Source organism: Scopulibacillus darangshiensis (genome assembly GCF_004341035.1).
Lineage (GTDB): Bacteria > Bacillota > Bacilli > Bacillales > Sporolactobacillaceae > Scopulibacillus > Scopulibacillus darangshiensis.
Map to the genome: position 1 here is coordinate 1 of NZ_SLXK01000021.1, position 24,285 is coordinate 24,285.

The following is a 24,285-nucleotide window of genomic DNA, read 5'->3' on the forward strand; positions in this document are numbered from 1 at the left end:
AGCTAGAAAAACACCTTCAAATTCCGAAATAAATGAAGGCGTTTGCCAATTTTCATCCAAATTGCTTCTTCGGTTAGTCCTATGAATAATCCGGGAGTATAACTTTCTGACGCACATAAGTGCAACTACGCCTCTGACTTCGCCAAAGGCTTGCCAATCGGCAAGTTTTCTTTATCAGTTAATCAGTTGTTATTGACATTATACTCTTTCCTCCTTTCCGTTAAAGGGGTGTCCACTTTTTATTCTAGCAGCAGTGGTTCCGTTATCCGGTCATTCAATAGGTCATTTGAGTTAATTTTTTGCAAATAACGGAATCTGAGTCCTATAGTCCTATAATGAATTGGTGAATTAAGAGTATTCGTATCCTTTATATCGGAACATTCTAATAACTCATAAATCCAAATTGAACATGATATTAAACTGTCAAAAGTTAAAATAAAATTGACAGTTTATTATCTTTAGTGTTATAGTCGTGTTAGAAAGTTTGAAAGCGGTTTACATGATTTTTGGGAAGCAAGGTGACAACTATGAATTTTCTTGAAAGGGTTCACAAGAAACTCATTGTTTCTTGTCAGGCTTTGGCTGACGAACCGTTGCATAGCTCCTTCATTATGGGGAAGATGGCGCTTGCAGCCAAACTCGGCGGTGCATCGGGGATTCGGGCGAATACGGTCGAGGATATTAAGGTGATCAAACAGGAGGTGCAGCTCCCAATCATCGGCATCATAAAAAAGGACTACGCCGGCAGCAATGTTTTCATTACGGCGACAATGAATGAAATTGATGCGTTGTATGAAGAGGGAGTAGATGTCATCGCATTGGACGGGACCAAACAAGAACGTCCTGATGGTAAGACATTTGCTGAATTTTTCGCTGAGATCCGCGAGAAATATCCAAAGCAATTGTTCATGGCAGATACAGCAACATTAGAAGAAGCCATCGAAGCCGAAAAAATCGGCGTGGATATTGTAGCGCCGACTTTGGCAGGCTATACGCCATACTCGGAAGGGGCGGTTCCGCTCGCGTTGCTGGAAAAAATGGCCGAGCATATCACCATCCCTATTATCGCCGAGGGAAACTTTGATACTCCGGAAAAAGCAAAAAAGGCATTGGAACTCGGTGCCCATGCCGTGGTCGTCGGCAGCGCCATCACAAGGCCAAAAAGCATCACAGAAAAATTTGTAAATGAAATTCAAAAGATAAACCAAATTAATTAAAAAAGGGTGATGAAAGTGAAGGGTATTTTTACAGCATTAATGTGTTCATTTGATGAAGAGGGAAAAATTAATGAAAAAGGTCTTCGTGAGATGGTCCGCAACAATATCGACGTCCAGAAAGTCGATGGATTATACGTAAACGGAAGCACCGGGGAGAACTTCCTGATTTCCACAGAAGATAAGAAGCGGATTTTTGAGATTGTAAAAGATGAGGCGGGGGACGATGTCACTTTAATCGCCCAAGTCGGTTCATTGAACATTGATGAAGCCGTCGATCTGGCTAAATTTACAACTGATTTAAAATATGATGCTCTGTCCGCTGTGACGCCATTCTATTACAAGTTTGATTTTGATGAAATTAAAGATTATTACAATACCATCATGGCCAACGTTGATAATCAAATGATCGTTTATTCGATTCCAGCCTTGACTGGAGTCAGCATGAACCTCGAACAATTTGGAGAGCTTTTTGAAAATGAAAAAATTATCGGCGTGAAATTTACCGCACCGGACTTTTTCCTCTTGGAGCGTCTGCGGCATGCTTATCCTGACAAACTGCTTTATTCAGGATTTGATGAAATGCTATTGTCGGCAAGTGTCTTAAATGTTGATGGCGCAATTGGCAGCACATTCAATGTTAATGGTGTACGAGCCAGGAAAATTTTCGAATTGGCACAAGCCGGAGCTGTCGAGGAAGCAAGGGCTGTCCAAAAAGAAACAAATGATTTGATCGCAGCTATCCTTGATAACGGGCTGTATCCAACGATTAAGGAAATCCTAAAGCACGAAGGCGTCGATGCCGGCGTTTGCAGAAAGCCGATGAAACCGTTAACAGAAGCTAAAAAGGCGCGTGCGCATGACATCGCGAAAAAGTATCTGTAATTAATCAAGGGAGGGAATTAAAATGACGGGACATTTTCAAGTTATAGATTATATTATCTTGTTTGCCTATCTTCTGTTCATCCTATATATTGGCATAGCCGTAGCCAAGAAGGAAATGAAAGGAAAGGAATTCTTTAAAGGGGACGGATCCATACCATGGTGGGTCACTTCTGTCAGTCTGTTTGCGACACTCTTGAGCCCTATCTCCTTCCTGTCTCTGGCAGGAGGTTCATATGCTGGAACGTGGGAACTGTGGGTGGCACAGCTCGGTCTCTTTATCTCTGTACCCATTGCTATTTATTTCTTCTTGCCGGTTTATCGCAATCTCAATCTTGATACCGCTTACGAGTATTTGGAAAGGCGGTTTGGCAAAAGCCTAAGGATTATTGCGAGCATCCTGTTCATTGTCTATCAGATTGGCCGGATGTCGATCATCATGTATCTCCCGGCTATCGCTCTTTCTGCCGTGACTGGAATCAATGTAGTTTTGATTATCCTATTCATGGGTATTATCGCCACTATTTATTCATCCTTTGGCGGGATCAAATCCGTGCTTTGGACAGACTTTATCCAAGGCGTCGTCTTGATCGGCGGCGGTGTCTTCGCTCTTATCGTTCTTATTGTGTCTGTCAAAGGCGGTATTCCTGAAATTATCCAAACAGGCGTACAGGATCATAAATTTTTTAGTGACACCGTTGTTTTTGATCCGAACTTATTGCATAGCAGCTTGTTCATCATCTTCCTTGGTGCTGGTTTATCAACAGCTTTCTCGTATATTTCCAGCCAGGATATGGTGCAGCGTTATTTAACGACTACTGATTTGAAGCAAATGAACAAAATGACGATCTTGAATGGCGTATTATCCCTAGGTACGGCAACGATGTTCTTTTTCATCGGAACGGCATTATATGTCTTTTACAAACAAATGGGCGGCGAGATGCCAACAGGGAAACCCGATTTGATTTTTGCGAACTACATTGTCGGTCAGCTGCCGGCAGGTATTTCAGGTCTATTGATTGCCGGGTTGTTTGCCGCAGGGCAATCGACATTATCGACCGGTTTAAACAGTGTGGCGACAAGCTGGACACTGGACATTCAGAAAGTTATGAAACCTGACATGTCTGATGAAGCAGGGACGCGAATTGCCAAGATTGTGACGCTTGTTGTTGGCATATTCTCAATCCTGTTTGCGATTGTGCTCGCTTATTCCGATGTTGGTTCAGCTTATCAATGGTTTAACGGTTTGATGGGGCTCGTGCTTGGTATTATTGGCGGGACCTTCACACTTGGCGTTATGACCAAGAAAGCGAATGCCAAAGGCGCCTTGACCGGATTTATCGTAACAACGATCATCGCCATCTATGTTTCCTACTTTACTGATACGACACTTTGGGCCTATTCTCTGATTAACCTTGTTTCTTCGTTAGTATTCGGCTATCTGTTCAGCCTCATTTTTCAAGAGAAGAGCAAAGCTGAAGACAATCATCTAACATATTATGATCACAAACAAGCACAATGAAATTGGTGTGATGAAGATGACTATTAAACGAATGATAAAGACAGATGTATTGGTCGTCGGAGCCGGTCTTGCCGGAATGAAAGCGGCCAAGGAATTAGCTGATAAAGAGAAACAAATCTTAATGATTACCAAAACAGAGCTGGCTTCAGGGGCAAGTTTCTATCCCCTGAAGGCTTCTTTGGGTACACAGGTGACCAAAAGTGAAGAAGACAAAGCGTTGTTTTTGGATGATATTGAAGAGATGAGCTGCGGCATGGCGGAACCGAAGCTTGCCAAAACTTACGTGGATGAGATTCCAGAACAAGTTAAAGAATATGAAAAGATTGGGGTCAATGCCAAAAAGCTTGACGGGGAACGGAAAGCCTGTTTTGCCGGCCATGCCAGGAATATATATTTATTAAGTGATTGGGATGCTATGCGCCAGAACGCCAATCAGATTTTCAGCGACTATGACAATATCACGTTAATGGAAAAGACGATCGCGGTTTCATTAATCAAAAGGCAAGGCAAAATTGCCGGGGCTATTTTATTAGACGACAACAACGACTATGTCTTGGTCAGCTGCCATGCCGTTATCTTGGCATCAGGCGGGTTTTCCAATATCTATAAGCATAATCTCTATCCTGCCGACGTGGATGGTTCCGGGCATTTGCTTGCCCTTGAGGCAGGGGCAAAGCTTGTGAATATAGAATTTATCCAATTTATACCAGGTGTTGTCGCGCCGAAGTACAAGACGCTATTTGGGGAGCACACCTTAATGTACTGTGATGATATGGTCGCTGATAATGGGGAAAGCTTGCTGGATCCCTTATTGCCGCTGGGTCTGTCCAAAAAAGAGTGCCTTGAGATCCGGAGCACGCATGGACCGTTTACTGATTCATTTGACTCCAGATATTTTGATATTGCCATGATGAAGGCTATTTTGGAGACGAAGTATGAAAAGGGTTTTAAACTGCTTTATAACAAAAAACTCTATGAAAACAAGGAAGAATTTTATACCGTTTACTTGGATTGGTTAAAAGAAAAAGGCATCAATATGGTTAAGGATGACATTCGGATTGCCCCATTTGCCCATGCGGCGAATGGCGGTGTGGTGATTGATGAAAACGGCAAAACTGACGTTGATGGCCTGTATGCGATTGGCGAGCTGTCATGCAACGTTGAAGGGGCAAACCGGCTCGGCGGAAATTCAACCGGGGCATGCATGGTGTTCGGCAAACGGGCGGCAGAGGATTGTGCGAGCTATATGCAAGATAAAAGCTTGCAGCAAATCGGCGGTTCGGAAGCCGAAGCCCAATTGCAAAGCATTTTCGCAAGGTATAAAACGGGATCGGACAATCACGCCGGCATGTCAGCAGGCGGAGTGATTGAGAGGATTAGGGAGATCATGTGGTATGATGCCAATATCATTAGGACTGAAGAGGGCTTGCTTCGGGCAATCAAAGAGGTAGAGACATTGGCATCAGGGTTTTCATTCCCTCAAGCGGCTAAGACGGCATCATCAAGGAAAACGGCGTTTAAAGCGAAGAACTTTATCACTCTGGCGCAAATCCTGCTTTCCGCCATGCTGGAAAGGAAAGAAAGCCGCGGCGCACATTACAGGGAAGATTACCCTGATCTCAATCCTTCCTACAATAAACGCCTCTTTATTTCCATGGCTGGAAAAGGCGAGGCGGTGTTGACCTTTGATCAAGGAGGACAGTGACATGCTAATAGGCGCAGTGGATATTGGCGGAACGGCGATCAAATATGGTGTTGTTAATAGTGAGGGTAAGATTATCGCTCATGCATCTATGCCAACGGAGGCCGCCCTTGGCGGAGAACATGTGATCAAGCGGGTGATTGCCTGCTGCGCAGAAATAAGGGCATCCTGGCAGCTTGAAGGGATTGCGATCAGCTCTGCCGGACAAATTGATAATGTTCATGGCGAGGTCGTTCATGCTACTGATAATATACCAGGGTTCACCGGGATGGCTATCGCTGACATGGTCCGTGAAGCGACAGGCTTGCCTGTCAGTGTGGAAAACGATGTGAATTGTACGGCGCTTGGTGAAGCATGGATGGGTGCAGCCAGCCGCTATGATGATTTTTTGTGTGTCACGATTGGCACAGGAATCGGCGGTGCGCTGTTTTTGGATGGCGAACTTTATACCGGCGCCAATTTTTCAGCAGGTGAACTTGGCCATATAATCTTATATCCGCAAGGTGTGCCATGCACATGTGGAAGCAAGGGCTGCTACGAGCAATATGCATCAAGTAAGGCATTAGCCGATTTGGCGGAAGCGGCGTTTGCGAGACCGATCGCTCTGCCAGACTTTTTTACTCTGGTACGTGAGGGTGATCTTAAAGCCATCGAGGTTTTTGATCATTGGCTCGATGATTTAACAACAGGCATGCAAACGCTCGTGCATATTTTTAATCCGTCATTGATTGTAATTGGCGGCGGCATTTCCGCACAAGGGGAATGGCTGCGGGCTTCGATCCAAACCCGGTTGGAGGAGAAAGTGATGCCGAATCATCGCCGATCACTTGAAGTCAAACTCGCCGAGAAGGCGAACGGGGCAAATCTGCTCGGCGCTGTCTGGCACTATTTAAAAAGAGAATATCATTGTATAATGGAGATAGATCATAAAACTTGCAAAAAGGGTGAAAAAAATGGGAGAAGCCCAACTTAAAGGAACAAAGCCTTCCATTTTAATGGAGCAGTATAAACAGAATTTCACGAAGTCCGAAAACAAAATCTACCATTATATTATGGAAAATCCCGAGGATGTGCTGTATCACTCGCTGACAGAGTTATCCGAAGCAAGCGGTGCGGCAGAGGCAACCGTCCTCCGCTTCTTTAGAAAGCTTGGCTTTAAGGGGTTCCAAGATTTTAAATTCTTGTTTGCCCAAGAACAGACGATGGCGTCCGTTCAGGAAAGTCATGGCACTTATATGGAGAAAATCCGGAATAACATGACGCGGGCTATTGATCATTCCTATGAGTCGGTGAACGAAGAAACTTTAGAGCAAATCGTTCAGGTGTTGGACGCGTCCCGTGATGTTGTCCTCTTCGGCGTCGGTTCTTCCGGGATTGCTGCCCTCGACATGCAAAACAGGCTGATGCGAATCGGCAAACAGACGGAAGTTACCACTGATCCCCATTTCCAGGCGATGCGAGCGACATCCATGACCAAGGATTCTGTCGTTGTCGCGATTAGTATCACTGGGAGCACGAAGGATATCGTCGATTCCACAAAAATAGCGAAAGATAACGGAGCGACGGTTATCGCCTTGACGAATTACATCAAGTCACCTTTGACCAAATATGCTGACCACATCCTTTTGTCGTCAGCAAAAGAGAGCCCTCTCGACAGCGGCTCGCTTGTATCTAAAATCGCCCAGTTATTTTTGATTGATCTGATTTGCACCGGTTTGACTATTAAGAATTACCATAAAGCCGAGGAAACGAAAATGAAGATCAGCGAGAATATAGCAGAAAAATTGTATTGAGGAACGGAAAAGCCGGGCCCGATCTTTGGGGATCAGGTTTTTTCTATCAAGTTATATGATTAAGACTTTTATCGGACTGTCGTTCCGCTATCTGTGACAAAATGCTATATTTTATGAGTGTATGGGACTGTGATTCTGTTATTCGGTTATTCAAAAGGTCATTTGAGTCCAACTCTGTTGGGTGTGCACCCCCTGCTAATTATAGGATGATCCCTTTATTCCTGACAAAATGATAGAATTTGTCCGTTTTTTACAATCAAAACTAGGGTAAATAGGCGATAATAGGTGCTAAAGCGAAAAAAAGGGGTGAAACACATGAAGGTTAAGTTAGATATGGTCGGTATAGTTGTTATGGATATGAAAGCGTCATTAGAATTTTATCGTGTTCTTGGGTTCGACATTCCCGAAAAGATGAATGAAGAGCCGCATGTTGAAGTGAATCAAGATGGCGTCCGGCTTGCCTTTGATAAACAAGAGATGGCAAAAGAAATCTATGGAGGCTGGGAAGAACCGTCAGGACATCGAATTGAGTTAGCCTTTTTATGTGAAAGCGATGAGGCCCTAAATAAGCTCTATGAAAAGATTATTGGCCACGGGTATACTAGTCATCGTGAACCTTGGGACGCTTTCTGGGGTCAGCGCTATGCTATTGTCATAGATCCCGATGGCAATCTGATCAGTCTGTTTGCCTGAGATATTTATTGAAAGGGATGATCATGTTATGAAACCGCGAATGACAGTTTTGACACTTGGTGTGGATGATTTGGAAAGGTCGCTAGCTTTCTACCGCGATGGACTGGGATTGCCGACAGAGGGCATCATTGGCAAAGAATTCGAGCATGGCGCTGTTGCCTTTTTCGACTTGGAAGGTGTCAAGCTTGCCATATGGAATCGCAAAGATCTTGTACATGAAACAAAGGTTGGGCAAACTGCCCCAAATCCCGCTGAATTTACTATTGGCCATAATGTCGGCAGTAAAGAAGAAGTGGATCAAGTGATGAATCAAGCAAAAAAGGCGGGTGCAACGATCCCCGATCCAGCGCATGATACCTTTTGGAGCGGTTACTCCGGCCATTTCCAAGACCCAGACGGCCATTTGTGGGAAGTCGCCTGGAATCCTGCTTGGGAGACGGAGGAATAGGCCTTAAGCCGTGATAAAGCAATTTGCAGATACAAGAAGAGAATCCATTTTAATCACTCTCCTATCAAAATGGATTCTCTTCAATAAATGTTAATTGAATTGTCTGCTACATCAATCCGCCAAAGATAAGGGGAACAAAAAAGTAAACAATAATGACGGAAAAGATAATTCCGCATAAGTTTAACCATACCCCAGTCTGTGCCATTTTGCCCATTTTTACATACCCTGTAGCAAATACAATAGCGTTTGGCGGGGCAGCAACGGGGAACATAAATGCGAATGTTGCACCCATACACGCAGCTACCATGAGCATAATTGGATCAGTCCCCAAGGCAGCGGCACCCGCGGCAACAATTGGATAAACCATCGTTGATGTCGCAGTATTTGATGTAAACTCCGTTAGTAAGGTGATAACAGCAACGATTAGTGCTATTGTGATAAAAAATGGGACATCGCTGAAGTTAACAAGCTGACTCCCTATCCATTTATCCAAGCCCGAACCCGTGATTCCCGCGGCAAGAGCTAGTCCTCCGCCAAAAAGCCATAAAATTCCCCATGGGAGTTTTAACACAGTATCCCAGTCTAAAATTTTGCCTTTTTTATTTTTAGCCGGTATCAAAAATAAAGCAAAAGCGCCAAGTAAAGCAATAATGGTATCATCAATTCCCGGAATGAATTTTTCAAGCACCAAGCTTCGCGTGATCCACGCAATTGCTGTCAGAGTAAATACGGTTAGCACAATTTTTTCTTCATAACTCATCTTCCCGAGTTCCTGAAGTTCTTTTTTAATAACTCCGCTACCTCCAGGTATATTTTTTACCTCCATCGGATAGGCGATCTTAACAAGGTAAAACCAGACCATCGGGATAAGTAAGACAACCATGGGCACGCCAAAAAGCATCCATCTTGCAAATGATATCTCTATGCCGTACAAATTATTAACTGTTGCAGCTAAAATTGTATTGGCTGGGGCACCGATTAGAGTACCGAATCCACCTATAGTTGCTGAATAAGCGGTTCCGAGCATTAAGGCAGTTCCAAAAGGAAATTTTCCCGGAGAGGTATCGATCGTTGCACTGTTTTCAAATGATTCAGCCACATGTTTAGTAACAGCTAAGCAAATCGGAACCATCATCATTGTCGTAGCAGTGTTTGAAATCCACATGGATAAAAATCCAGTAGCAACCATAAATCCCAAAACAATCATACCATTAATATAGCCTCTCTTGTCATTCCCTCTGGGTGAACCAACAAAGCAACACAAAGGAACATTAAAGGACCGACAAACAAACCATTTGGGATTGCCTAAGGAAGCAAGGATGATAAATGAAGCTGTTCGAGCTACTACAAAAGATGGAATATTAACCGCTGACATCGGGGGTGAAAATTCCACGAAAGAAGTTACCGATTCAATCATATCTCATATATCAAAAATGTACGCGGGTGTTTAAAAAGGGGGATCCCCCTTTTTTTATAACTGCTCCTTCCTAATTACTTGTAATAAATTTATAATTAATATCAAGATATAAACGTCGGAGTGGTTAAAAGTGAAAGAACAAAACGCTAAGAGCACAGAAACATCAATTGATATTCAAAAAGTTCAAGAAGAATTAGAGCACATCATGAATAACGTAAAGGATACCAAACTTCCGCAGCGTGCTTACCATATATTGCGATTAGCGATTAGAGATTTAAAGCTAATGCCGGGAAAAACGATTCTTGAACGGGAAATAGCAGATGTTCTGGAAATGAGTCGTACGCCAGTAAGGGAAGCATTAGTTCGCCTGCAAACAGAAGGGGTTGTAAGGCTTATACCTCGAAAAGGCTTTATTGTCGAACCCATTGAGAAAGAGGATCTGCGTGAAACATACGAAGTGGTAGAGGAGTTAGAGGGCTTAGCTGCAAAATTGGCAACTGATAAAATTGGTGAACAAGAATTAAATGAACTGGACAGCTTAATTGATTGCCAAGAACAGGCGATAAAGGAAAATAATCTAACTGAATGGGCTAGACTCGATGACTTGTTTCATTTCAAAATTATAAATTACGCCGATAATAAAAGATTATCGAATGTTATCGAAGTACACGCTGATCAATTATTTCGAGCTCGTCTATTTACAATAAATAAGCGGCCGCTGCCTTTTCGTTCTATCGTTGAACATCAGGCAATAATAGCCTGCATGCGTGCAAATGACGGTGAAGCCGCTCAGGTATCTATGCAATCTCATCGAAAACGAGCTCGAAATGAGATCCTTAAAGTTTTATAAAGATTCATGCCTCCATCCTACGCGGTTAAGTCAGTCGCATATGCCACAAACTCTGACGAATTTGTTTTCGCCAATGAACGAATATGGCAGTATCAACATCTGGTGTACTTTGGAGAGTTAAGCAACTCTAACCGGAAGGAAGGTGACCCGCCGTTTATTATTGATTCCATGTAAAACGAGTAAACACAGTTTTAAGTTGATATAATTTAAGATGTAGGGGAAAGGCGGTGTTTTATGTGTTAGAAAATCATAAAGAATCTCAAAAGAGAAAATTTGCTTGGGCTGATAAATGGGTGAAGATGACTGGTGAACGGGCAAAAATTGATGCCAAGGCTAATAACACATATATTGTTTATGAAACAAAAAAAGGACTCGTTAAAGAATATCCTGATGGGAAAATTGTAAAAATCGATAATAAGATTACTGAGGAAAAGAATGAATTACGATGATCTCCCACCAATGATGTATGTTTTTGCTGGTAACAATGGGAGTGGAAAAAGTACATTACGTAACCTTTTAGTGGATAAATTGGGGATTGAGATAAATGTTGATCCAGATGCTATTGCTCGTAGGTTAGAACCTAGGGAACCGGAAAAAAAACATTTTGCAGCTGGTAAAGAATCAGTAAAAATGATTTATGAATGTATTAATAAAGAAAAGAGTTTTTCTATTGAAACAACTCTTGCCGGGAAAAATGCCATAAATCAAATGATCAAAGCAAAGCGCAGATATTCCTTGCAGGGGTAGCCAGCGCGAACAATGGAGTGGTAATATGATCCAAATTATCAAAAAGGATAATTAAAATCAACTTTTATTCTAAAATAGAAAAGGGCCATTTTACTTTGTCCTAAAAATTAACGGTTGGTGGGAGTCATTGCAATTATTAGACTGGGGGTATACATGGCGGCGTGGGATAAAAGCGAGATTTGATACTTTCCCACATTCGGTTGTTACCTTAAGATTAATAAATGATTATTATTTTGTTTATAGTGTCGAATGGTCAGAGGATGATCAAGTTGTTACGAAGGCAGACTCGGAGAAAATGGGATTATTAATTAATAGGGAATTAGGTATGGAAAGAGAATATTTAAGACGGAAATCTGTGGTATAAGGGTTGGGTAATAGCATAACATTATAATGCCTAATTCCTTTCGATTGTCTGATTGGCAGTATTTAAAAAGAGGGGGGTAATCTCCTCTTTTTAAATACTGCTTAAATCTTTTAGGACCATTATACTTTACTTCCAGTTTCATTACACTTAAAGAACATGACGTCATTTCAAAAGTTGATGCTGCAAAATACGCAATCAGCTATATGCCAAAAAGATGGCATGATGTCATATATTGCAATGATATGTATAAAAGCCAAATAAAGAGGGGAGTGATCCTCTCTTTATTTATCGTTTTTGCATGAGTCCAATCTGACCCAACAAGACGTAAATGATTCAAGGTTGATGAATTGGAGAAACTGAGAATGATCTTTCTTGACTGTCAGCTGATCGAAAAATTGAAAAGAGGTGTTCCTTGATGACAAACAGTAGATTGAATCCTAAGGTTGATGAATTTTTAAGTAAATCCAAAAAGTGGAAGGAAGAATATGAGAAGTTGAGAAGTATCGTTCTCGACTGTGAGCTGACTGAAGAATTTAAGTGGATGCATCCTTGTTATACGTTTGAGAATAAAAATATAGTGTTAATACATGGATTTAAAGAATATTGTGCGCTTCTGTTTCACAAAGGTGCCTTGTTAAAGGATGCCCATGGGATTCTAATCCAACAAACGGAGAATGTACAGGCGGCGCGTCAGATTCGGTTCACAAATGTTCAAGAAATAGTTGAAATGGAAACCATCTTGAAAGCCTATATTTATGAAGCCATCGAAGTTGAAAAAGCCGGTTTGGAAGTGAATTTTAAAAAGAATACAGAATTCACAATTCCTGAAGAACTTCAAAATAAATTCGATGAAATCCCTGCCTTGAAAACTGCTTTTGAAGCATTGACGCCGGGGCGACAAAGAGCATACATTCTTTATTTTTCTAAAGCCAAACAATCCAAAACTCGAGAGTCAAGGGTTGAAAAATATATGGAGAAAATTCTGGGTGGAAAGGGATTAAATGATTAGAAGCGGGTAGCTTTAGTTGAACAATCCAATCTAAAAAGTCGGTTCCTTAGCATACAGGAATTCGGCTTTTTTTAGGTTGAATTTCCCTTCTTTAATGCTATTTTTGATATCGTGTCATTTGGAAAAAACATGTGCAACACCTAAGTTGCACATGTTACAAGCCATGTGCTACACTTTGGTTGCACATATAAAATCAAGGAGGAACAGAAATGGCTAATGATCGAATCGAAAGGGAAATATTCATTGAAGCTTCTCTTCAAACGGTATGGGAGTTGATTAGCGAGCCGGCATGGTGGGTTGGCGATAAGCCGGGTCCCGACAAAGTACAAGTCGATGGATCACGCATAGTGGCAGACACAAAGTATGGTACGTTCCCGGTTTTAATTGAAAAAATGGACCCGCCGAACTATCTTGCATGCAGATGGGCAAGTTCATTTCCTGGAGAAGAACCAAGAAAAGGGAACTCTACACTAGTTGAGTTTACGTTGACGGCAAAGGATGGGGGAACTTGGCTTCGTGTCGTTGAAAGTGGCTTTGCCAGCCTCTCCGTATCAGAGGATGAACAAGGAAAGTTCTTTCAAGGAAATGTCAAGGGATGGGGCCAACAACTGGAAGCATTGCGGAAGCGTGCTGAGAAGTGACATGTTGTCTACAGATGAAAACAATCTCGAAAAGGTTTTGATTGCCTTAGCAGACCCCACTCGCCGTCAGTTGCTTAACCTCATTGCCGCAAGGGGACAAGCTACAGCGACGACATTAGCGACGACGGTGACAGTATCTCGTCAAGCTGTTGTCAAACACCTAACCGTTCTCAATGGGGCAGGACTTGTTGCATCCAACCGTGTCGGACGGGAAGTGCGATATAAGGTATGTCCAGATCAATTATCTGAAGCAGCAGAGTGGATGGCGAATCTGGCAGCGGATTGGGACAAACGATTAGGGTGGATTAAGCGTAAAGCGGAAGCAAACAACAAAACCGATTTGACCTGACGCATTTTAAAAATGGTTTTTCAGGAACATATAAATTTATAAAGGGATGATTCAGAATGAATACTCAAGTCACAACGAAATTAAAGATTAACAAACCGGCGAATGAAATTTTTGAAGCTATCGTAGACCCTGTGAAAATCGGGAACTTTTGGTTCACATCAAGTTCTGAAAGATGGGAACAAGGCAAGAGGGTTACGTTGAGATATGAAGAATACAATGCGGAAGGAGTTATAAATGTATTGGAAGTCGAGGACAACAAGAAAATAGTGTTTTCATGGGGGGAAAATGGCCAAGAAACGATTGTTGCAATGCTGCTGAAAGAAGAGGACGATAGTACACTTGTTGAAGTAAATGAATCTGGTTTGAAAGAAGATGACCCTGATCTTATAGCTAAAATGTTAGGACAAAAAGAAGGTTGGGTATATACGTTAACCTGTTTAAAGGGTTATATGGAACATGGGATTAATAATTTGAGAGCATCGTTAGTTCACTAGTTAATAACAGTGCAGCATAAGTTGCATTATTTAAGAAAAGGACGCTTTTGTGGTATAAGGAAGCGCCCTTTCTTGTTTTATTGGGACATTTTGAGCATGGATTAATTATTGCAGACCATAGTGATCATGAAATACATAAAGACAGACCTGACCTCATTATTCAGTGTTTACCGAATTCTTGCCACTTTGGACTTATTTATGCTGGTTTTATAAAATTAGGCTAAATTTTAGGAATAGTGACAAATTAGTATTGTAAATATCTAAAGATTGTGCTATTTTAAAAAAGAAATCGATTACATTTTTGAAAGGTAAATTGCTTATGACTAAATTAAGAGATGTGGCAAAGTTGGCGAAAGTCTCAACAGCAACAGTATCCCGTGTCCTTTCCAATGCAGGGAACGTTACTGAGAAGACAAGACGGAAAGTATTAGCCGCGATGGAGGATCTGAACTATCAGCCTAATTTTTTGGGAAGACAACTTCGCAAAATGGAAACCAAAACAATTCTTGTGGTCGTTCCTGATATCGCAAACACTTTTTTCTCAAAAGTTCTGCGAGGCATTGAATCAGTCGCCAATAAAAATGGTTATCAAGTTTTGATGGGAGATTCACAAAATAAAAGTGAAAATGAGTCAGAATATCTAAATCATTTACGTTATAAACAAGTTGATGGTGTGATTTTACTTACCGCACGAACAACGCCCCATTTGGTTGAGGAGTTATCTGACAGTTATCCAATCGTTCTGGCTTGCGAATATTTGGAGGGTTCGAACATTCCAACTGTTTCAATTGATAACATTAGCAGCGCTCGAAAAATAACAAGCCATTTGATTAAATTGGGACATCATAGGATTGCTCATATAGCGGGGCCAAAGAATGTTATTCTTGGCCGGGATCGGTTAAAGGGTTTTGAACAAGCATTGGCCCAAAACAACTTGGAGATTGATCAAATTTTAATACAAGAAGGTGACTTCACCTACGAATCGGGCTATCGGCTGATGAAAAAATTATTGGCTCTGCAAAACCCGCCAACGGCAGTGTTTGCTGCAAATGATGAAATGGCTATAGGTGCGATCAAAGCAATTAAGCATTGTCAGCTTTCTGTACCCGAGGATATTGCAGTTGTTGGGTTTGATGATATTCAAATGGCTTCAATATTTGAGCCGGAGCTCACAACGGTCGCTCAACCTACATTTGAAATTGGCAGCACAGCTATGGCATTACTTCTTAGCCTTATGAAAAAAGAGAAGTTAAATATGAAGCAGTTTGTTCTTGAAGAGCAAATGATTGTTCGTGAATCTTGCGGTGCAAAATCGAACGTGATCGATTCCTCTTAAAATAACAAATATATTTTTAGAAGAGGAAATGTAATCGATTACAAATTGGTTAATAGGTTTAGTCATTCCAATGAAATAATATATGGAGGGGTACTTTTGATTAATGTTGCTTTATTAAGTAAATGGCATGTACACGCGGAGGATTATGCAAGGCAGGCTGAAGAAAACCCGAACCTATCAATTCAAATGGTGTGGGATGAGGATCCGGTGCGGGGGAAGCAATGGGCGAATGCGTTAGGCGTCCCTTTTGAGGAGGATTTAAATGCTGTGCTATCAAATCCGGACATTGACGCGGTTATTGTCAATACACCGACAAACCGGCACAAAGATGTGATCCTTGCAGCAGCCGAAAATAAGAAACATATTTTCACAGAAAAGGTATTAGCATTTACGGTAGAAGATTGTAAGGAGATATTCTCAACCATTGAATCAAATGGCGTTAAACTCATGTTGTCTCTGCCTCGGTTAACGGAAGATTATTATTTATACGCCCAGGAAGCCATCGACAAAGGCTGGCTTGGAAAATTAACGATGATTCGATGCCGCCTCGCGCATAATGGGGCTGTGCCGCCTAAGGGACATTCCAATGGCTGGTTGCCTGAGCACTTCTTCAATAAGGAACAATGCGGCGGGGGAGCATTGATTGATCTTGGTGCACATCCGATTTATTTGACAAACCGCTTGGCTGGTCCGGCAACTGCGGTCACTGCCCGGATGCAATCAACATTAACCCACGAGGTCGATGATAATGCGATTGTGCTAGTTGACTATGAGTCTGGCGCGATGGGGGCCATTGAGGCAAGTTTTGTTTCAAGCGGCAGCCCCTTCCAACTTGAATTATATGGCACGGAAGGGGCGCTATTAATCGAAGACGAGACGATCCGGATTAAGAGCAGTCATTTTAATGATAAGGGCTGGGTTGTCCCGGAAAGCTTGCCTTCTCCATTGCCTATGGCGATCAACCAATGGGTCGAAGCGATTAGCAATAATGTTGCATCCTCAATTACAAAAGAGGATATGCTCAATTTAACATTAATTAACGAGGCTGCGGCGCTATCAGTTCAAAAAAACACTACGGTGAGATTAAGCGATATGAAGTGAAAATGAAGACTTAGCAGATTTCATTAAAAAGGCAGATTAAAAAATGACTTATACGGAGGGAATAACAGATGAGTGAAAAATTAAGAATAGCGATTATTGGCTGCGGCGGGATTGCGAATGGAAAGCATATGCCAAGCCTTTCCAAGATAGACCAGGTTGAAATGAGCGCTTTTTGCGACATTGTTTTGGAAAAGGCAAAACTTGCGGCACAAGACTACGGGATAGAGAATGCCAAGGTATATGAGGACTATAACGAACTGTTACAAGATCCATCCATTGATGTGGTTCATGTCTGTACACCAAATAGTTCACACGCTGATATTTCAGTAGCCGCCTTGGATGCTGGGAAACATGTCATGTGTGAAAAACCTATGGCGAAAACATCGGAAGAGGCCCTGCGAATGGTTGAAGCCGCCAAGCATTCTGGCAAGAAGCTGACCATTGGCTATAATAATCGCTTCAGACCGGACAGCCAATATTTACATAAGGTGGCTGACAAGGGAGACCTAGGAGAGATTTATTATGCCAAGGCTCATGCGATCCGCCGCCGCGCAGTGCCAACCTGGGGTGTATTCCTTGATGAAGAGAAACAGGGCGGCGGCCCGTTAATTGATATTGGCACCCATGCGTTAGATTTAACGCTATGGATGATGAATAATTACAAACCCAAGGTTGTGTTAGGAACAGCCTATCACAAATTAGGGAGTAAAAAAGATGCCGCCAATGCTTGGGGCCCTTGGGATCCAGAAAAATTTACGGTGGAAGATTCGGCATTTGGATTTATCACGATGGAAAACGGTGCGACCATCGTTTTGGAATCAAGCTGGGCATTGAATTCATTAGACGTCGATGAGGCAAAATGCTCCTTAAGCGGCACTGTTGGAGGGGCTGATATGAAGGATGGGCTGCGCATCAATGGGGAAAATCATGGCCAATTATTTACAACCAACGTTAAACTAGATTCTGGCGGCGTGGCTTTCTATGATGGAAAACAAGAAAGTGATTCAGATCTGGAAGCCAGACTTTGGATTGAAAGTATACTAAATGACACGGAACCTACTGTAAAGCCTGAAGAAGCTCTTGTTGTCACGCAAATTTTAGAAGCAATCTATGAATCTGCCAAAACGGGCAAAGCTGTTTATTTTAACGAAACGAATGTTTTGTTATGAAGCAGTAAAGACGAAGAGGAGAATTGTCATGGCTTTATCTATTCAGATAAGAAACATGGAGAAAAGAAACCGGAATAACAATTGGGATGAGGGTATACATTTTATGGCATCGATATTAGCGTATCGGTGCCTATTTTTTATGGACTACCATAGAAAAGTCATGTAGGGTTTGAGTTTTAAAGGCAATAGTTTCAACAGAAAATAGAGATCAGTATGCAATAGAGGAAGCCCTCGACTTGTGTTTGGATATTTTCGGTGACGGCATTGCAAAAAAATAATATGTCATGCTTGGTCTTTTATATTGTACATATTAAGATAAAGGCATTATAGATACTTCTTTTAAGGAAACCAAATAAACTATTATTGATTATTTTTTAATAAAGCTATGAAAGAGGGTGAGTGAATATAATGGAAAAATATGTGCTGAAATTCAATGAAATAGACAAGTCATATTTACCTTATGCAGGTGGAAAAGGGGCAAACCTTGGTGAAATGACAAAAGCAGGTTTTCCAGTGCCCCAAGGTTTTTGCTTATCAACATTTGCTTACCGTACGTTTATTCAAACGAGCAAAGAGATGAGTGATCTGTTTCGCCAGCTGAACCAAGTTCGATATGATGATTTAGAGCAAATTCGTGTATTGGGGCAACGGATTCGGGAACACCTCACATCTATTTCCATGCCTGATGATATCAGGTCAGCCGTATTGAAGGCTTGGGAAACAACAGGTAAGGATAAAGCCTATGCCGTTCGCTCAAGTGCGACGGCTGAGGATTTGCCGACAGCCTCCTTTGCGGGACAGCAGGATACCTATTTGAACGTCTGTGGGCCGGACCAACTTCTCAAAGCTATCCAAAATTGTTGGGCCTCCCTGTTCACTGATCGGGCCATCTCCTATCGTGCAAAAAATAATTTTGATCACCGTTCTGTTTTTCTATCGGTTGTTGTTCAGGAAATGGTGTTTCCCGAGGTTTCCGGTATCATGTTTACGGCAGATCCGATCACGGGACATCGTTCAACCATATCCATCGACGCCAGCTTTGGACTGGGGGAAGCCCTCGTATCCGGTTTGGTTACTGCGGACTTATACCAGGTGCGGTCCGGTGAAATAGTAAAAAAACAGATTTCAAAGAAAGAGAAAGCAATCTATTCTGTTCCCGAAGGGGGAACTGTAACTAAGAATCTTCCTTATGAGGAACAAGAGCTGCCGGCATTACCAGAAGATAAAATTCTTGAACTGGCAAGATTGGGCCAGAAAATCGAAGCTTATTATGGCTTGGAACAAGACATAGAGTGGGCTTTGGTGGACGGACAGTTTTACATTCTTCAAAGCCGGCCAATCACATCCCTATATCCCATACCACCTGTTGCAGATCATAAATATCATGTATTTATTAATTTTAACTATATACAGGTCATGACCGACCCAATCAAACCTTTGGCCATATCCATCTTGAGTAACATTACAAATTTTTTAAAGGAAAATCCAGACTCTTTAGAAGGTCAATTGCTGCATGGTGCTGGAGGAAGGGCATTTGCCGATTTTACAGGTGCTCTTTCATTAAAACCGCTTCGAAACCGAATGGTGAAAATACTCAGCGGCATGGATGAATTATTGGCGTCGGCTTTGGCGGAAGCAACGAGCCGAGAACAATTTAGGCAAATTTCCGTACCAAAGAAGAAAGTCTTTCGAGTTGGCAGAAAAATCGCGCCGATCATCATTCCCGCAGCTTCAAAGGTTGTGAACAACTTGTTTTTTAAAGATCCGGAAAAAGCGAATCAACATGTGTTAGCTTTTATTGAAAATACTGTTAAGGAAACCGAGAAAAAAGTATTCAGTGTGACCGGTTCGGATCGGATTCGCATGATAAAACAAGGCATGGGAGCCATGGTGCCAGACGTGCTCTCCAAAATCGCCGTTTATTTAATTACAGGCGTTATCGCTTCAGGAATGCTTGAAAAAATGCTGGAAAATAAAGTGGGAGATGAACAGGCCGCTCTTTTATTAAGCCAATTATACAAATCATTGCCTGGCAATATCACAACCGAAATGGGTTTGGCGATAGGCGACCTTGCAGACGAAGCAAGAAAGTATCCGGAAGTCATCGATTATTTACAACAAGCAAACAGCAGCACTTTTTATGAAGGACTGATGAAGATTCCCGGCGGAACCGAATTTAAGCTGCAATTAGAACAGTTTTTGCAAAAATACGGGATGCGATGCGCAGGTGAAATTGATATCACAAAACCGAGATGGCATGAGGATCCCACACAGCTCATCCCTTCCATTATCGGCAATATCCGGACAGCATCTCCTGGGGAACATCGAAAAAAATTCAAACAAGGCGAACAGGAGGCAGAATCCGCGGGGCAGGAGATTGTCTCGCAGTTTCGTTCCTTTGAAAAAAGAAGGGTATCCCGGTTAGTCAATTTGTATCGCCATCTAATGGGGATGAGGGAGCACCACAAATTCGCAGTGATTCGAATTCTGTATGTGTACAAACGCGCGATTCTAGATGAAGCGAAAAGCCTCGTAGGAAAAGGCGTATTGCGGCGCGAAGAGGATGTGTTTTATTTTTCGCTGGAGGAACTTAGCGACTTAATTGAAAACCGTTTTTCAGGGAATGTTCAAGAAACAGAAGAAGACAGAGAAAAGCAGCATGAGTTGAATCAGAAGCTAAAATCGCCACGCGTGATGACAAGTGACGGCGAAATGCTTACGGGTAAACGGCGTGATGCAAAAGCACCAAAAGGAGCTATTTTAGGCACCCCTGTATCTGCCGGAATGGTAGAAGGGGTCGCAAGGGTTGTTCTCAGGCCGGAAGATGCAAAGCTCAGTCCTGGTGAAATACTCGTTGCTCCTTTTACTGATCCAGGTTGGACGCCTCTCTTTACCTCGGCGGTCGGGCTCATTACCGATGTCGGAGGAATGATGACACATGGATCGGTTGTTGCCCGTGAGTATGGCATTCCAGCCGTTGTAGGCATCGAAAAAGCGACGGAAATCATTAAGGACGGTGCTAACATACGGGTAGATGGGACCAACGGATTTGTGCAAATATTGGACGATGTGGCTAGTGAATAGAACTTGTCAACAAAAGAGGCTACAATTAACCTAACCGATTATCCTTATGATTTTCCCAAAGAGATTGATGAAACATGCAACGTTTGTAAACATAGGAGGCTGTCATTGAAAATGGTAACAATTAGAGAAGAAAAAAATATGATTTTCAAGGAAATAGGTGATGAGAAGTTAAAAGCTGATGTCTGCTATCCGGCTGAAGCGGAAAAACACCCAGGTATTATCCTCATTCATGGCGGGGCCTGGTTGCAAGGCTACAAAATCAAAGGTGGAACATCCATTTAAGTGAAACAAAGCTGTTACAGAACCAATCAGGGTACTTACGGAAAATAACGATCTACTTACGAGAATGGGGATGAAGCGTTTTATGAAGGTCGTGGTAAAAGAACATAATGAAAAATGGCAGCAAATGTTCAATGAAGAATCGCAAAGGATTAAAGATATCTTTGGTGATGAATGTAAGGCTATTCACCATATAGGCATCACTTCCGTTAGCGGTCTAAAAGCTAAACCAATCATTGATATGATGCCGGTAGTAAAGCAGATTGAAAAAATCGATTCGTTTAATGAGCAAATGAACGGGATTGGCTACGAATCCCTGGGTGAGTTTGGCATTAAAGGAAGACGGTATTTTAGAAAGGGCGGGGATAACAGAACACATCAAGTCCATGTATTTCAGGTGGATAATAATGAGGATATTAATCGCCATTTAGCTGTAAAAGACTATCTTCTAACGCATGCTGAAGAGGCTAAGCTGTATGGAGATCTAAAAGAGACCCTTGCCAATCAGTTTCCGAGGGACATTGTGTCTTATATGAATGGCAAGGACCGATTTGTAAAGGAATTAGAAAGAAAGGCACTCCTTTGGTATAAAGGTCTATAGCGCAAATCTTGCCACTCTTCTCATTGTCTCCAGACATAAATCAAAAACCGGTTGATGAGCCAAACGGCCGCAAAAGCAATAGCCAAATTGGAATGTCCGGAAGCGGAAAGGCAGGCGGCGGCTGAAATTAAGAGGATAAATTCTAAAATCAGACGAACTTGCCAGGTGACCGTTACAGACGCGCGCTAATGCCCAGTACAACTTTTGCGGTCATTCCCGCATCAATCTGAAATCCCCAATAACCAAGTGAAGCAAGCAAACACAACTCTAAGAGAAATCGCAACAATAGATTAGCAGATTTTAAAATGATCATCAGACTGCACCTCTTTGAAGAGCCTTTGTTCATCCCAATTTATCTCCCCATAACGAGAACGATTCAAGTGTTGATCATAATATATCCGACAGTAATCTAGGTGTCAATCATTACTTTTTGTTTGGAGTTATATCGTTAATGAATTGGTAGAGGTATTTATGTCATTATGGCGAATACCTTTTTAGAACTTTAATTATGGGGAGATGTAAAAATGGAAAAGACTGCTTTACTTGTTATTGATGTTCAAAATGCCATGTTTGACGAGTCAGGCCCGATATACGATGGCGAACAGCTTCTCAAAAATCTTCAGGAATTAATTCATAAGGCGCGTACCGCCGGCGTCCCCGTCTTTTTTGTGCAACATAATGATGAAGAATTCGTCACTGGAACACCTGCTTGGGAAATTCATCCGTCTATTGCGCCAAATGAGGAGGAAGTTGTCATCCAAAAAGAAACTCCGGATTCTTTTCATGAAACCGATCTTCATGAAAAACTTCAAGCAGAACAAATCCAAAATCTTGTTATTGCCGGAAATGCGACCGATTATTGCGTCGATACGACGACTCGCCGGGCATTTAGTCTCGGCTTTCATGTCACACTAGTCAAAGATGCCCACCGGACTTGGGATTCCAATACCCTAAGCGCCAAACAAATCATTGATCATCACAATGAGGTGTTGGGCAATGCTTTTGCTGACCTTAAGGAAACAAGAGAGGTTGAGTTTTCAATTGATGTCCTTTCAAAAAATAGAGTCTAAAAAAGTGTCAGAAGCAACAAAGCGAGTAAAAAAGGTAGCATCTCTTTTTAATAGAATGCAATTTACGAGGAGAGTGACGCATTGGAGAGAAGATCATTGCAAATGACTCCGTTACCTGAATATGAAGAAGAAATTGGCCGCTGGCTATGGGCTTTGGAAGATATCCGCAGTACGCTTATAACAGGATTAAAGGACGCGGACTGGCGGATACTCGACACCAAAATTGATGAAAGGCAAACAATTGGTTCACTATTGTATCACATTGCGTTAATCGAGGCGGATTGGTTATATGAAGAAGTCCTTTGTTCGGAATGGGACCCGCTCATTCGCTTACTGTTTCCGTTAAATGTCCGCTCTGAAGATGGCTCTTTAACACACTTTGAAGGGGAGAGCATAGAAGAGCATGTTTACCGTCTTGATATGGTTCGGGAGGTATTTCTTTCCCACTTTCTGTCAATGGACTTAACCGATTGGCGTACGTCGAGGGTGCTTGAAAAGTATGACGTCACGCCCGAGTGGGTCGTTTACCATTTGATTGAGCATGAATCCCATCATAGGGGCCAGATTTTTCAAATGCTCAGGGAATTGCAGAGGAAATAGAAAACCAATTTGATGGCCTTTGTGCTTCTGACATTTTATTTTACTGAACGGTGAAGGGGAAATGAAGATGGCGGAGAAATTAAACAAAGTAAAACCGATTCCAGACGGCTATAACACAGTCACCCCCTGGATTATCACTAGGGACACAGAAGAGCTCATTGATTTTATAAAAGAAGCTTTTAACGGGCACGGCGACTTTTTGGTTCATAACGAAGACGGCACGATCGGACATGCAGAAATTCGAATTGGCGGCTCGGTTGTGATGATGTTTGACGCGGGCAAAGAATGGCCAGAGACACCGGGCTTTCTCCGATTGTACGTTGAAGATGGTGATGCTGTGTACGAGCAAGCACTGAAGGCTGGTGCTGCCCCTATAACAGAGATGACAAACCTTTTCTGGGGTGACCGAGTCGGCCGTGTCCGCGACCCGTTGGGAAACATCTGGTGGATTCAAACAAGGGTGGAGGACCTGGATCAAGAAGAGGCGGAAAAACGCTCTAAGCAAAAAGAGTATATCGAAGCCATGAAGTATGTTCAGAACTCCTTAACCACCGCCCTAAAAATGAAATAATCTGAGGTCATTTATCCTGTTGGTAAAATCGAAAATCAGAGTGGGAGTTGGCACCGTGTTTATCGTTCTTTTAAAATATATCAAACCACTAAGCGCAGTCGACGAATTTATTCAGGAGCACACAGAATTCCTTGATAAGCATTATAAGAGAAAGGAGATTGTATTCTCCGGTCGGCGCGAACCTAGAACGGGCGGCATTATGCTCGTTAATTTGAATGACGCGGATGCTGTGAAAGAAATGATTGCAGAAGATCCCTTTTATAAAAACGACATTGCTGAGTATGACATCATTAAGTTCACACCGACGAAATATGATGAAGCGTTCTCATCATTTATAAATAACTGATGG

27 protein-coding genes and 1 pseudogene are annotated in these 24,285 nt (G+C 42.2%); 26 read left to right on the forward strand and 2 right to left on the reverse strand.

Features of this window, described 5'->3' with window-relative positions; genetic code table 11:
• The first annotated feature begins 527 nt into the window (after positions 1–527).
• The 8 genes from EV207_RS13755 to EV207_RS13790 all read left to right on the forward strand — a co-directional run bounded on the left by EV207_RS13755 (position 528) and on the right by EV207_RS13790 (position 8,254).
• Entirely contained in the window at positions 528–1,217 is a 690-nt protein-coding gene (locus EV207_RS13755) for an N-acetylmannosamine-6-phosphate 2-epimerase (protein WP_132746735.1), read from the forward strand.
• Between the two features lie 9 nt (positions 1,218–1,226).
• Entirely contained in the window at positions 1,227–2,099 is an 873-nt protein-coding gene (locus tag EV207_RS13760) for an N-acetylneuraminate lyase (protein ID WP_243647075.1), read from the forward strand.
• Between the two features lie 22 nt (positions 2,100–2,121).
• Positions 2,122–3,618, forward strand: a complete 1,497-nt coding sequence (locus tag EV207_RS13765) for a sodium:solute symporter family protein (RefSeq protein WP_132746737.1) — start codon at positions 2,122–2,124, stop codon at positions 3,616–3,618.
• Positions 3,619–3,634: 16 nt separating this feature from the next.
• Positions 3,635–5,323: an FAD-binding protein gene (locus EV207_RS13770; protein ID WP_132746738.1), complete on the forward strand. Its 1,689-nt coding sequence runs from the start codon at positions 3,635–3,637 to the stop codon at positions 5,321–5,323.
• A 1-nt stretch (position 5,324) separates the two neighbouring features.
• Entirely contained in the window at positions 5,325–6,293 is a 969-nt protein-coding gene (locus EV207_RS13775) for an ROK family protein (protein ID WP_132746739.1), read from the forward strand.
• Entirely contained in the window at positions 6,274–7,113 is an 840-nt protein-coding gene (locus EV207_RS13780) for a MurR/RpiR family transcriptional regulator (protein WP_132746740.1), read from the forward strand. Before EV207_RS13775 ends, EV207_RS13780 begins: the two co-directional genes overlap by 20 nt.
• Positions 7,114–7,428: 315 nt before the next feature.
• On the forward strand, positions 7,429–7,806 hold the full coding sequence (locus tag EV207_RS13785; protein WP_132746741.1) for a VOC family protein: 378 nt from the start codon (positions 7,429–7,431) through the stop codon (positions 7,804–7,806).
• A gap of 28 nt (positions 7,807–7,834) precedes the next feature.
• The gene (locus EV207_RS13790) at positions 7,835–8,254 is read left to right on the forward strand and encodes a VOC family protein (RefSeq protein ID WP_132746742.1); all 420 of its coding nucleotides are present in this window, start codon (positions 7,835–7,837) and stop codon (positions 8,252–8,254) included.
• A 106-nt stretch (positions 8,255–8,360) separates the two neighbouring features.
• Here the strand turns inward: EV207_RS13790 and EV207_RS13795 are convergent, their stop codons facing one another.
• Positions 8,361–9,671 (reverse strand): SLC13 family permease, encoded by a 1,311-nt coding sequence (locus EV207_RS13795; protein WP_341539805.1) that lies wholly within the window; start codon positions 9,669–9,671, stop codon positions 8,361–8,363.
• Between the two features lie 130 nt (positions 9,672–9,801).
• Here EV207_RS13795 and EV207_RS13805 point away from each other — a divergent pair, with 130 nt between their 5' ends.
• The 14 genes from EV207_RS13805 to EV207_RS13865 all read left to right on the forward strand — a co-directional run bounded on the left by EV207_RS13805 (position 9,802) and on the right by EV207_RS13865 (position 21,695).
• The gene (locus EV207_RS13805; RefSeq protein ID WP_243647077.1) at positions 9,802–10,521 is read left to right on the forward strand and encodes a GntR family transcriptional regulator; all 720 of its coding nucleotides are present in this window, start codon (positions 9,802–9,804) and stop codon (positions 10,519–10,521) included.
• Positions 10,522–10,757: 236 nt separating this feature from the next.
• The gene (locus EV207_RS13810) at positions 10,758–10,970 is read left to right on the forward strand and encodes a hypothetical protein (RefSeq protein WP_132746745.1); all 213 of its coding nucleotides are present in this window, start codon (positions 10,758–10,760) and stop codon (positions 10,968–10,970) included.
• Positions 10,957–11,268: a hypothetical protein gene (locus EV207_RS13815; protein ID WP_132746746.1), complete on the forward strand. Its 312-nt coding sequence runs from the start codon at positions 10,957–10,959 to the stop codon at positions 11,266–11,268. Before EV207_RS13810 ends, EV207_RS13815 begins: the two co-directional genes overlap by 14 nt.
• Positions 11,269–11,395: 127 nt before the next feature.
• On the forward strand, positions 11,396–11,632 hold the full coding sequence (locus tag EV207_RS13820) for a hypothetical protein (protein ID WP_132746747.1): 237 nt from the start codon (positions 11,396–11,398) through the stop codon (positions 11,630–11,632).
• A 415-nt stretch (positions 11,633–12,047) separates the two neighbouring features.
• Positions 12,048–12,641 carry a YdeI/OmpD-associated family protein gene (locus EV207_RS13825; RefSeq protein ID WP_132746748.1) on the forward strand — a complete coding sequence of 198 codons (594 nt, stop codon included), beginning with the start codon at positions 12,048–12,050 and terminating at the stop codon, positions 12,639–12,641.
• A 209-nt stretch (positions 12,642–12,850) separates the two neighbouring features.
• Positions 12,851–13,282: an SRPBCC domain-containing protein gene (locus EV207_RS13830; protein ID WP_132746749.1), complete on the forward strand. Its 432-nt coding sequence runs from the start codon at positions 12,851–12,853 to the stop codon at positions 13,280–13,282.
• A gap of 1 nt (position 13,283) precedes the next feature.
• On the forward strand, positions 13,284–13,631 hold the full coding sequence (locus EV207_RS13835; protein WP_132746750.1) for an ArsR/SmtB family transcription factor: 348 nt from the start codon (positions 13,284–13,286) through the stop codon (positions 13,629–13,631).
• Between the two features lie 56 nt (positions 13,632–13,687).
• Positions 13,688–14,125 (forward strand): SRPBCC family protein, encoded by a 438-nt coding sequence (locus EV207_RS13840; RefSeq protein ID WP_132746751.1) that lies wholly within the window; start codon positions 13,688–13,690, stop codon positions 14,123–14,125.
• Positions 14,126–14,444: 319 nt separating this feature from the next.
• The gene (locus tag EV207_RS13845) at positions 14,445–15,461 is read left to right on the forward strand and encodes a LacI family DNA-binding transcriptional regulator (protein ID WP_132746752.1); all 1,017 of its coding nucleotides are present in this window, start codon (positions 14,445–14,447) and stop codon (positions 15,459–15,461) included.
• A gap of 96 nt (positions 15,462–15,557) precedes the next feature.
• Complete coding sequence (locus EV207_RS13850) at positions 15,558–16,562, forward strand: Gfo/Idh/MocA family protein (protein ID WP_132746753.1); 1,005 nt, start codon at positions 15,558–15,560, stop codon at positions 16,560–16,562.
• A gap of 68 nt (positions 16,563–16,630) precedes the next feature.
• Positions 16,631–17,731 carry a Gfo/Idh/MocA family protein gene (locus tag EV207_RS13855; protein ID WP_132746754.1) on the forward strand — a complete coding sequence of 367 codons (1,101 nt, stop codon included), beginning with the start codon at positions 16,631–16,633 and terminating at the stop codon, positions 17,729–17,731.
• A gap of 408 nt (positions 17,732–18,139) precedes the next feature.
• The gene (locus EV207_RS13860) at positions 18,140–20,815 is read left to right on the forward strand and encodes a phosphoenolpyruvate synthase (RefSeq protein WP_132746755.1); all 2,676 of its coding nucleotides are present in this window, start codon (positions 18,140–18,142) and stop codon (positions 20,813–20,815) included.
• Positions 20,816–20,920: 105 nt separating this feature from the next.
• Positions 20,921–21,097: a hypothetical protein gene (locus EV207_RS23110; protein ID WP_165886947.1), complete on the forward strand. Its 177-nt coding sequence runs from the start codon at positions 20,921–20,923 to the stop codon at positions 21,095–21,097.
• 82 nt (positions 21,098–21,179) lie between these two features.
• A complete protein-coding gene (locus EV207_RS13865; protein WP_132746756.1) occupies positions 21,180–21,695 on the forward strand; it encodes a GrpB family protein in 516 nt (171 codons plus the stop codon).
• Positions 21,696–21,715: 20 nt separating this feature from the next.
• Here EV207_RS13865 and EV207_RS23915 read toward each other — a convergent pair.
• Positions 21,716–22,041, reverse strand: a pseudogene (locus EV207_RS23915) (DUF2568 domain-containing protein).
• Positions 22,042–22,219: 178 nt separating this feature from the next.
• On the opposite strand from EV207_RS23915, the gene EV207_RS13880 reads away from it, so the two are divergent.
• The 4 genes from EV207_RS13880 (at position 22,220) to EV207_RS13895 (ending at position 24,282) form a co-directional block, all read left to right on the forward strand.
• Positions 22,220–22,765: a cysteine hydrolase family protein gene (locus tag EV207_RS13880; RefSeq protein ID WP_132746758.1), complete on the forward strand. Its 546-nt coding sequence runs from the start codon at positions 22,220–22,222 to the stop codon at positions 22,763–22,765.
• Positions 22,766–22,846: 81 nt separating this feature from the next.
• Complete coding sequence (locus EV207_RS13885) at positions 22,847–23,365, forward strand: DinB family protein (protein ID WP_132746759.1); 519 nt, start codon at positions 22,847–22,849, stop codon at positions 23,363–23,365.
• 67 nt (positions 23,366–23,432) lie between these two features.
• Entirely contained in the window at positions 23,433–23,936 is a 504-nt protein-coding gene (locus EV207_RS13890; RefSeq protein WP_132746760.1) for a VOC family protein, read from the forward strand.
• A gap of 55 nt (positions 23,937–23,991) precedes the next feature.
• On the forward strand, positions 23,992–24,282 hold the full coding sequence (locus EV207_RS13895; protein ID WP_132746761.1) for a YciI family protein: 291 nt from the start codon (positions 23,992–23,994) through the stop codon (positions 24,280–24,282).
• Positions 24,283–24,285: the final 3 nt, after the last annotated feature.

What these genes read in the sequence shown, in the direction of transcription:
- EV207_RS13890 (WP_132746760.1), top strand. Translation starts at nt 23,433, where the DNA reads ATGGCGGAGAAATTAAACAAAGTAAAACCGATTCCAGACGGCTATAAC.
- EV207_RS13830 (WP_132746749.1), top strand. Translation starts at nt 12,851, where the DNA reads ATGGCTAATGATCGAATCGAAAGGGAAATATTCATTGAAGCTTCTCTT.
- EV207_RS13770 (WP_132746738.1), top strand. Translation starts at nt 3,635, where the DNA reads ATGACTATTAAACGAATGATAAAGACAGATGTATTGGTCGTCGGAGCC.
- EV207_RS13865 (WP_132746756.1), top strand. Translation starts at nt 21,180, where the DNA reads ATGAAGGTCGTGGTAAAAGAACATAATGAAAAATGGCAGCAAATGTTC.
- EV207_RS13760 (WP_243647075.1), top strand. Translation starts at nt 1,227, where the DNA reads ATGAAAGTGAAGGGTATTTTTACAGCATTAATGTGTTCATTTGATGAA.
- EV207_RS13845 (WP_132746752.1), top strand. Translation starts at nt 14,445, where the DNA reads ATGACTAAATTAAGAGATGTGGCAAAGTTGGCGAAAGTCTCAACAGCA.
- EV207_RS13790 (WP_132746742.1), top strand. Translation starts at nt 7,835, where the DNA reads ATGAAACCGCGAATGACAGTTTTGACACTTGGTGTGGATGATTTGGAA.
- EV207_RS13765 (WP_132746737.1), top strand. Translation starts at nt 2,122, where the DNA reads ATGACGGGACATTTTCAAGTTATAGATTATATTATCTTGTTTGCCTAT.
- EV207_RS13825 (WP_132746748.1), top strand. Translation starts at nt 12,048, where the DNA reads ATGACAAACAGTAGATTGAATCCTAAGGTTGATGAATTTTTAAGTAAA.
- EV207_RS13860 (WP_132746755.1), top strand. Translation starts at nt 18,140, where the DNA reads ATGGAAAAATATGTGCTGAAATTCAATGAAATAGACAAGTCATATTTA.
- EV207_RS13785 (WP_132746741.1), top strand. Translation starts at nt 7,429, where the DNA reads ATGAAGGTTAAGTTAGATATGGTCGGTATAGTTGTTATGGATATGAAA.
- EV207_RS13840 (WP_132746751.1), top strand. Translation starts at nt 13,688, where the DNA reads ATGAATACTCAAGTCACAACGAAATTAAAGATTAACAAACCGGCGAAT.
- EV207_RS13815 (WP_132746746.1), top strand. Translation starts at nt 10,957, where the DNA reads ATGAATTACGATGATCTCCCACCAATGATGTATGTTTTTGCTGGTAAC.
- EV207_RS13880 (WP_132746758.1), top strand. Translation starts at nt 22,220, where the DNA reads ATGGAAAAGACTGCTTTACTTGTTATTGATGTTCAAAATGCCATGTTT.
- EV207_RS13775 (WP_132746739.1), top strand. Translation starts at nt 5,325, where the DNA reads ATGCTAATAGGCGCAGTGGATATTGGCGGAACGGCGATCAAATATGGT.
- EV207_RS13780 (WP_132746740.1), top strand. Translation starts at nt 6,274, where the DNA reads ATGGGAGAAGCCCAACTTAAAGGAACAAAGCCTTCCATTTTAATGGAG.
- EV207_RS13795 (WP_341539805.1), bottom strand. Translation starts at nt 9,671, where the DNA reads ATGATTGAATCGGTAACTTCTTTCGTGGAATTTTCACCCCCGATGTCA.
- EV207_RS13855 (WP_132746754.1), top strand. Translation starts at nt 16,631, where the DNA reads ATGAGTGAAAAATTAAGAATAGCGATTATTGGCTGCGGCGGGATTGCG.
- EV207_RS13755 (WP_132746735.1), top strand. Translation starts at nt 528, where the DNA reads ATGAATTTTCTTGAAAGGGTTCACAAGAAACTCATTGTTTCTTGTCAG.
- EV207_RS13835 (WP_132746750.1), top strand. Translation starts at nt 13,284, where the DNA reads ATGTTGTCTACAGATGAAAACAATCTCGAAAAGGTTTTGATTGCCTTA.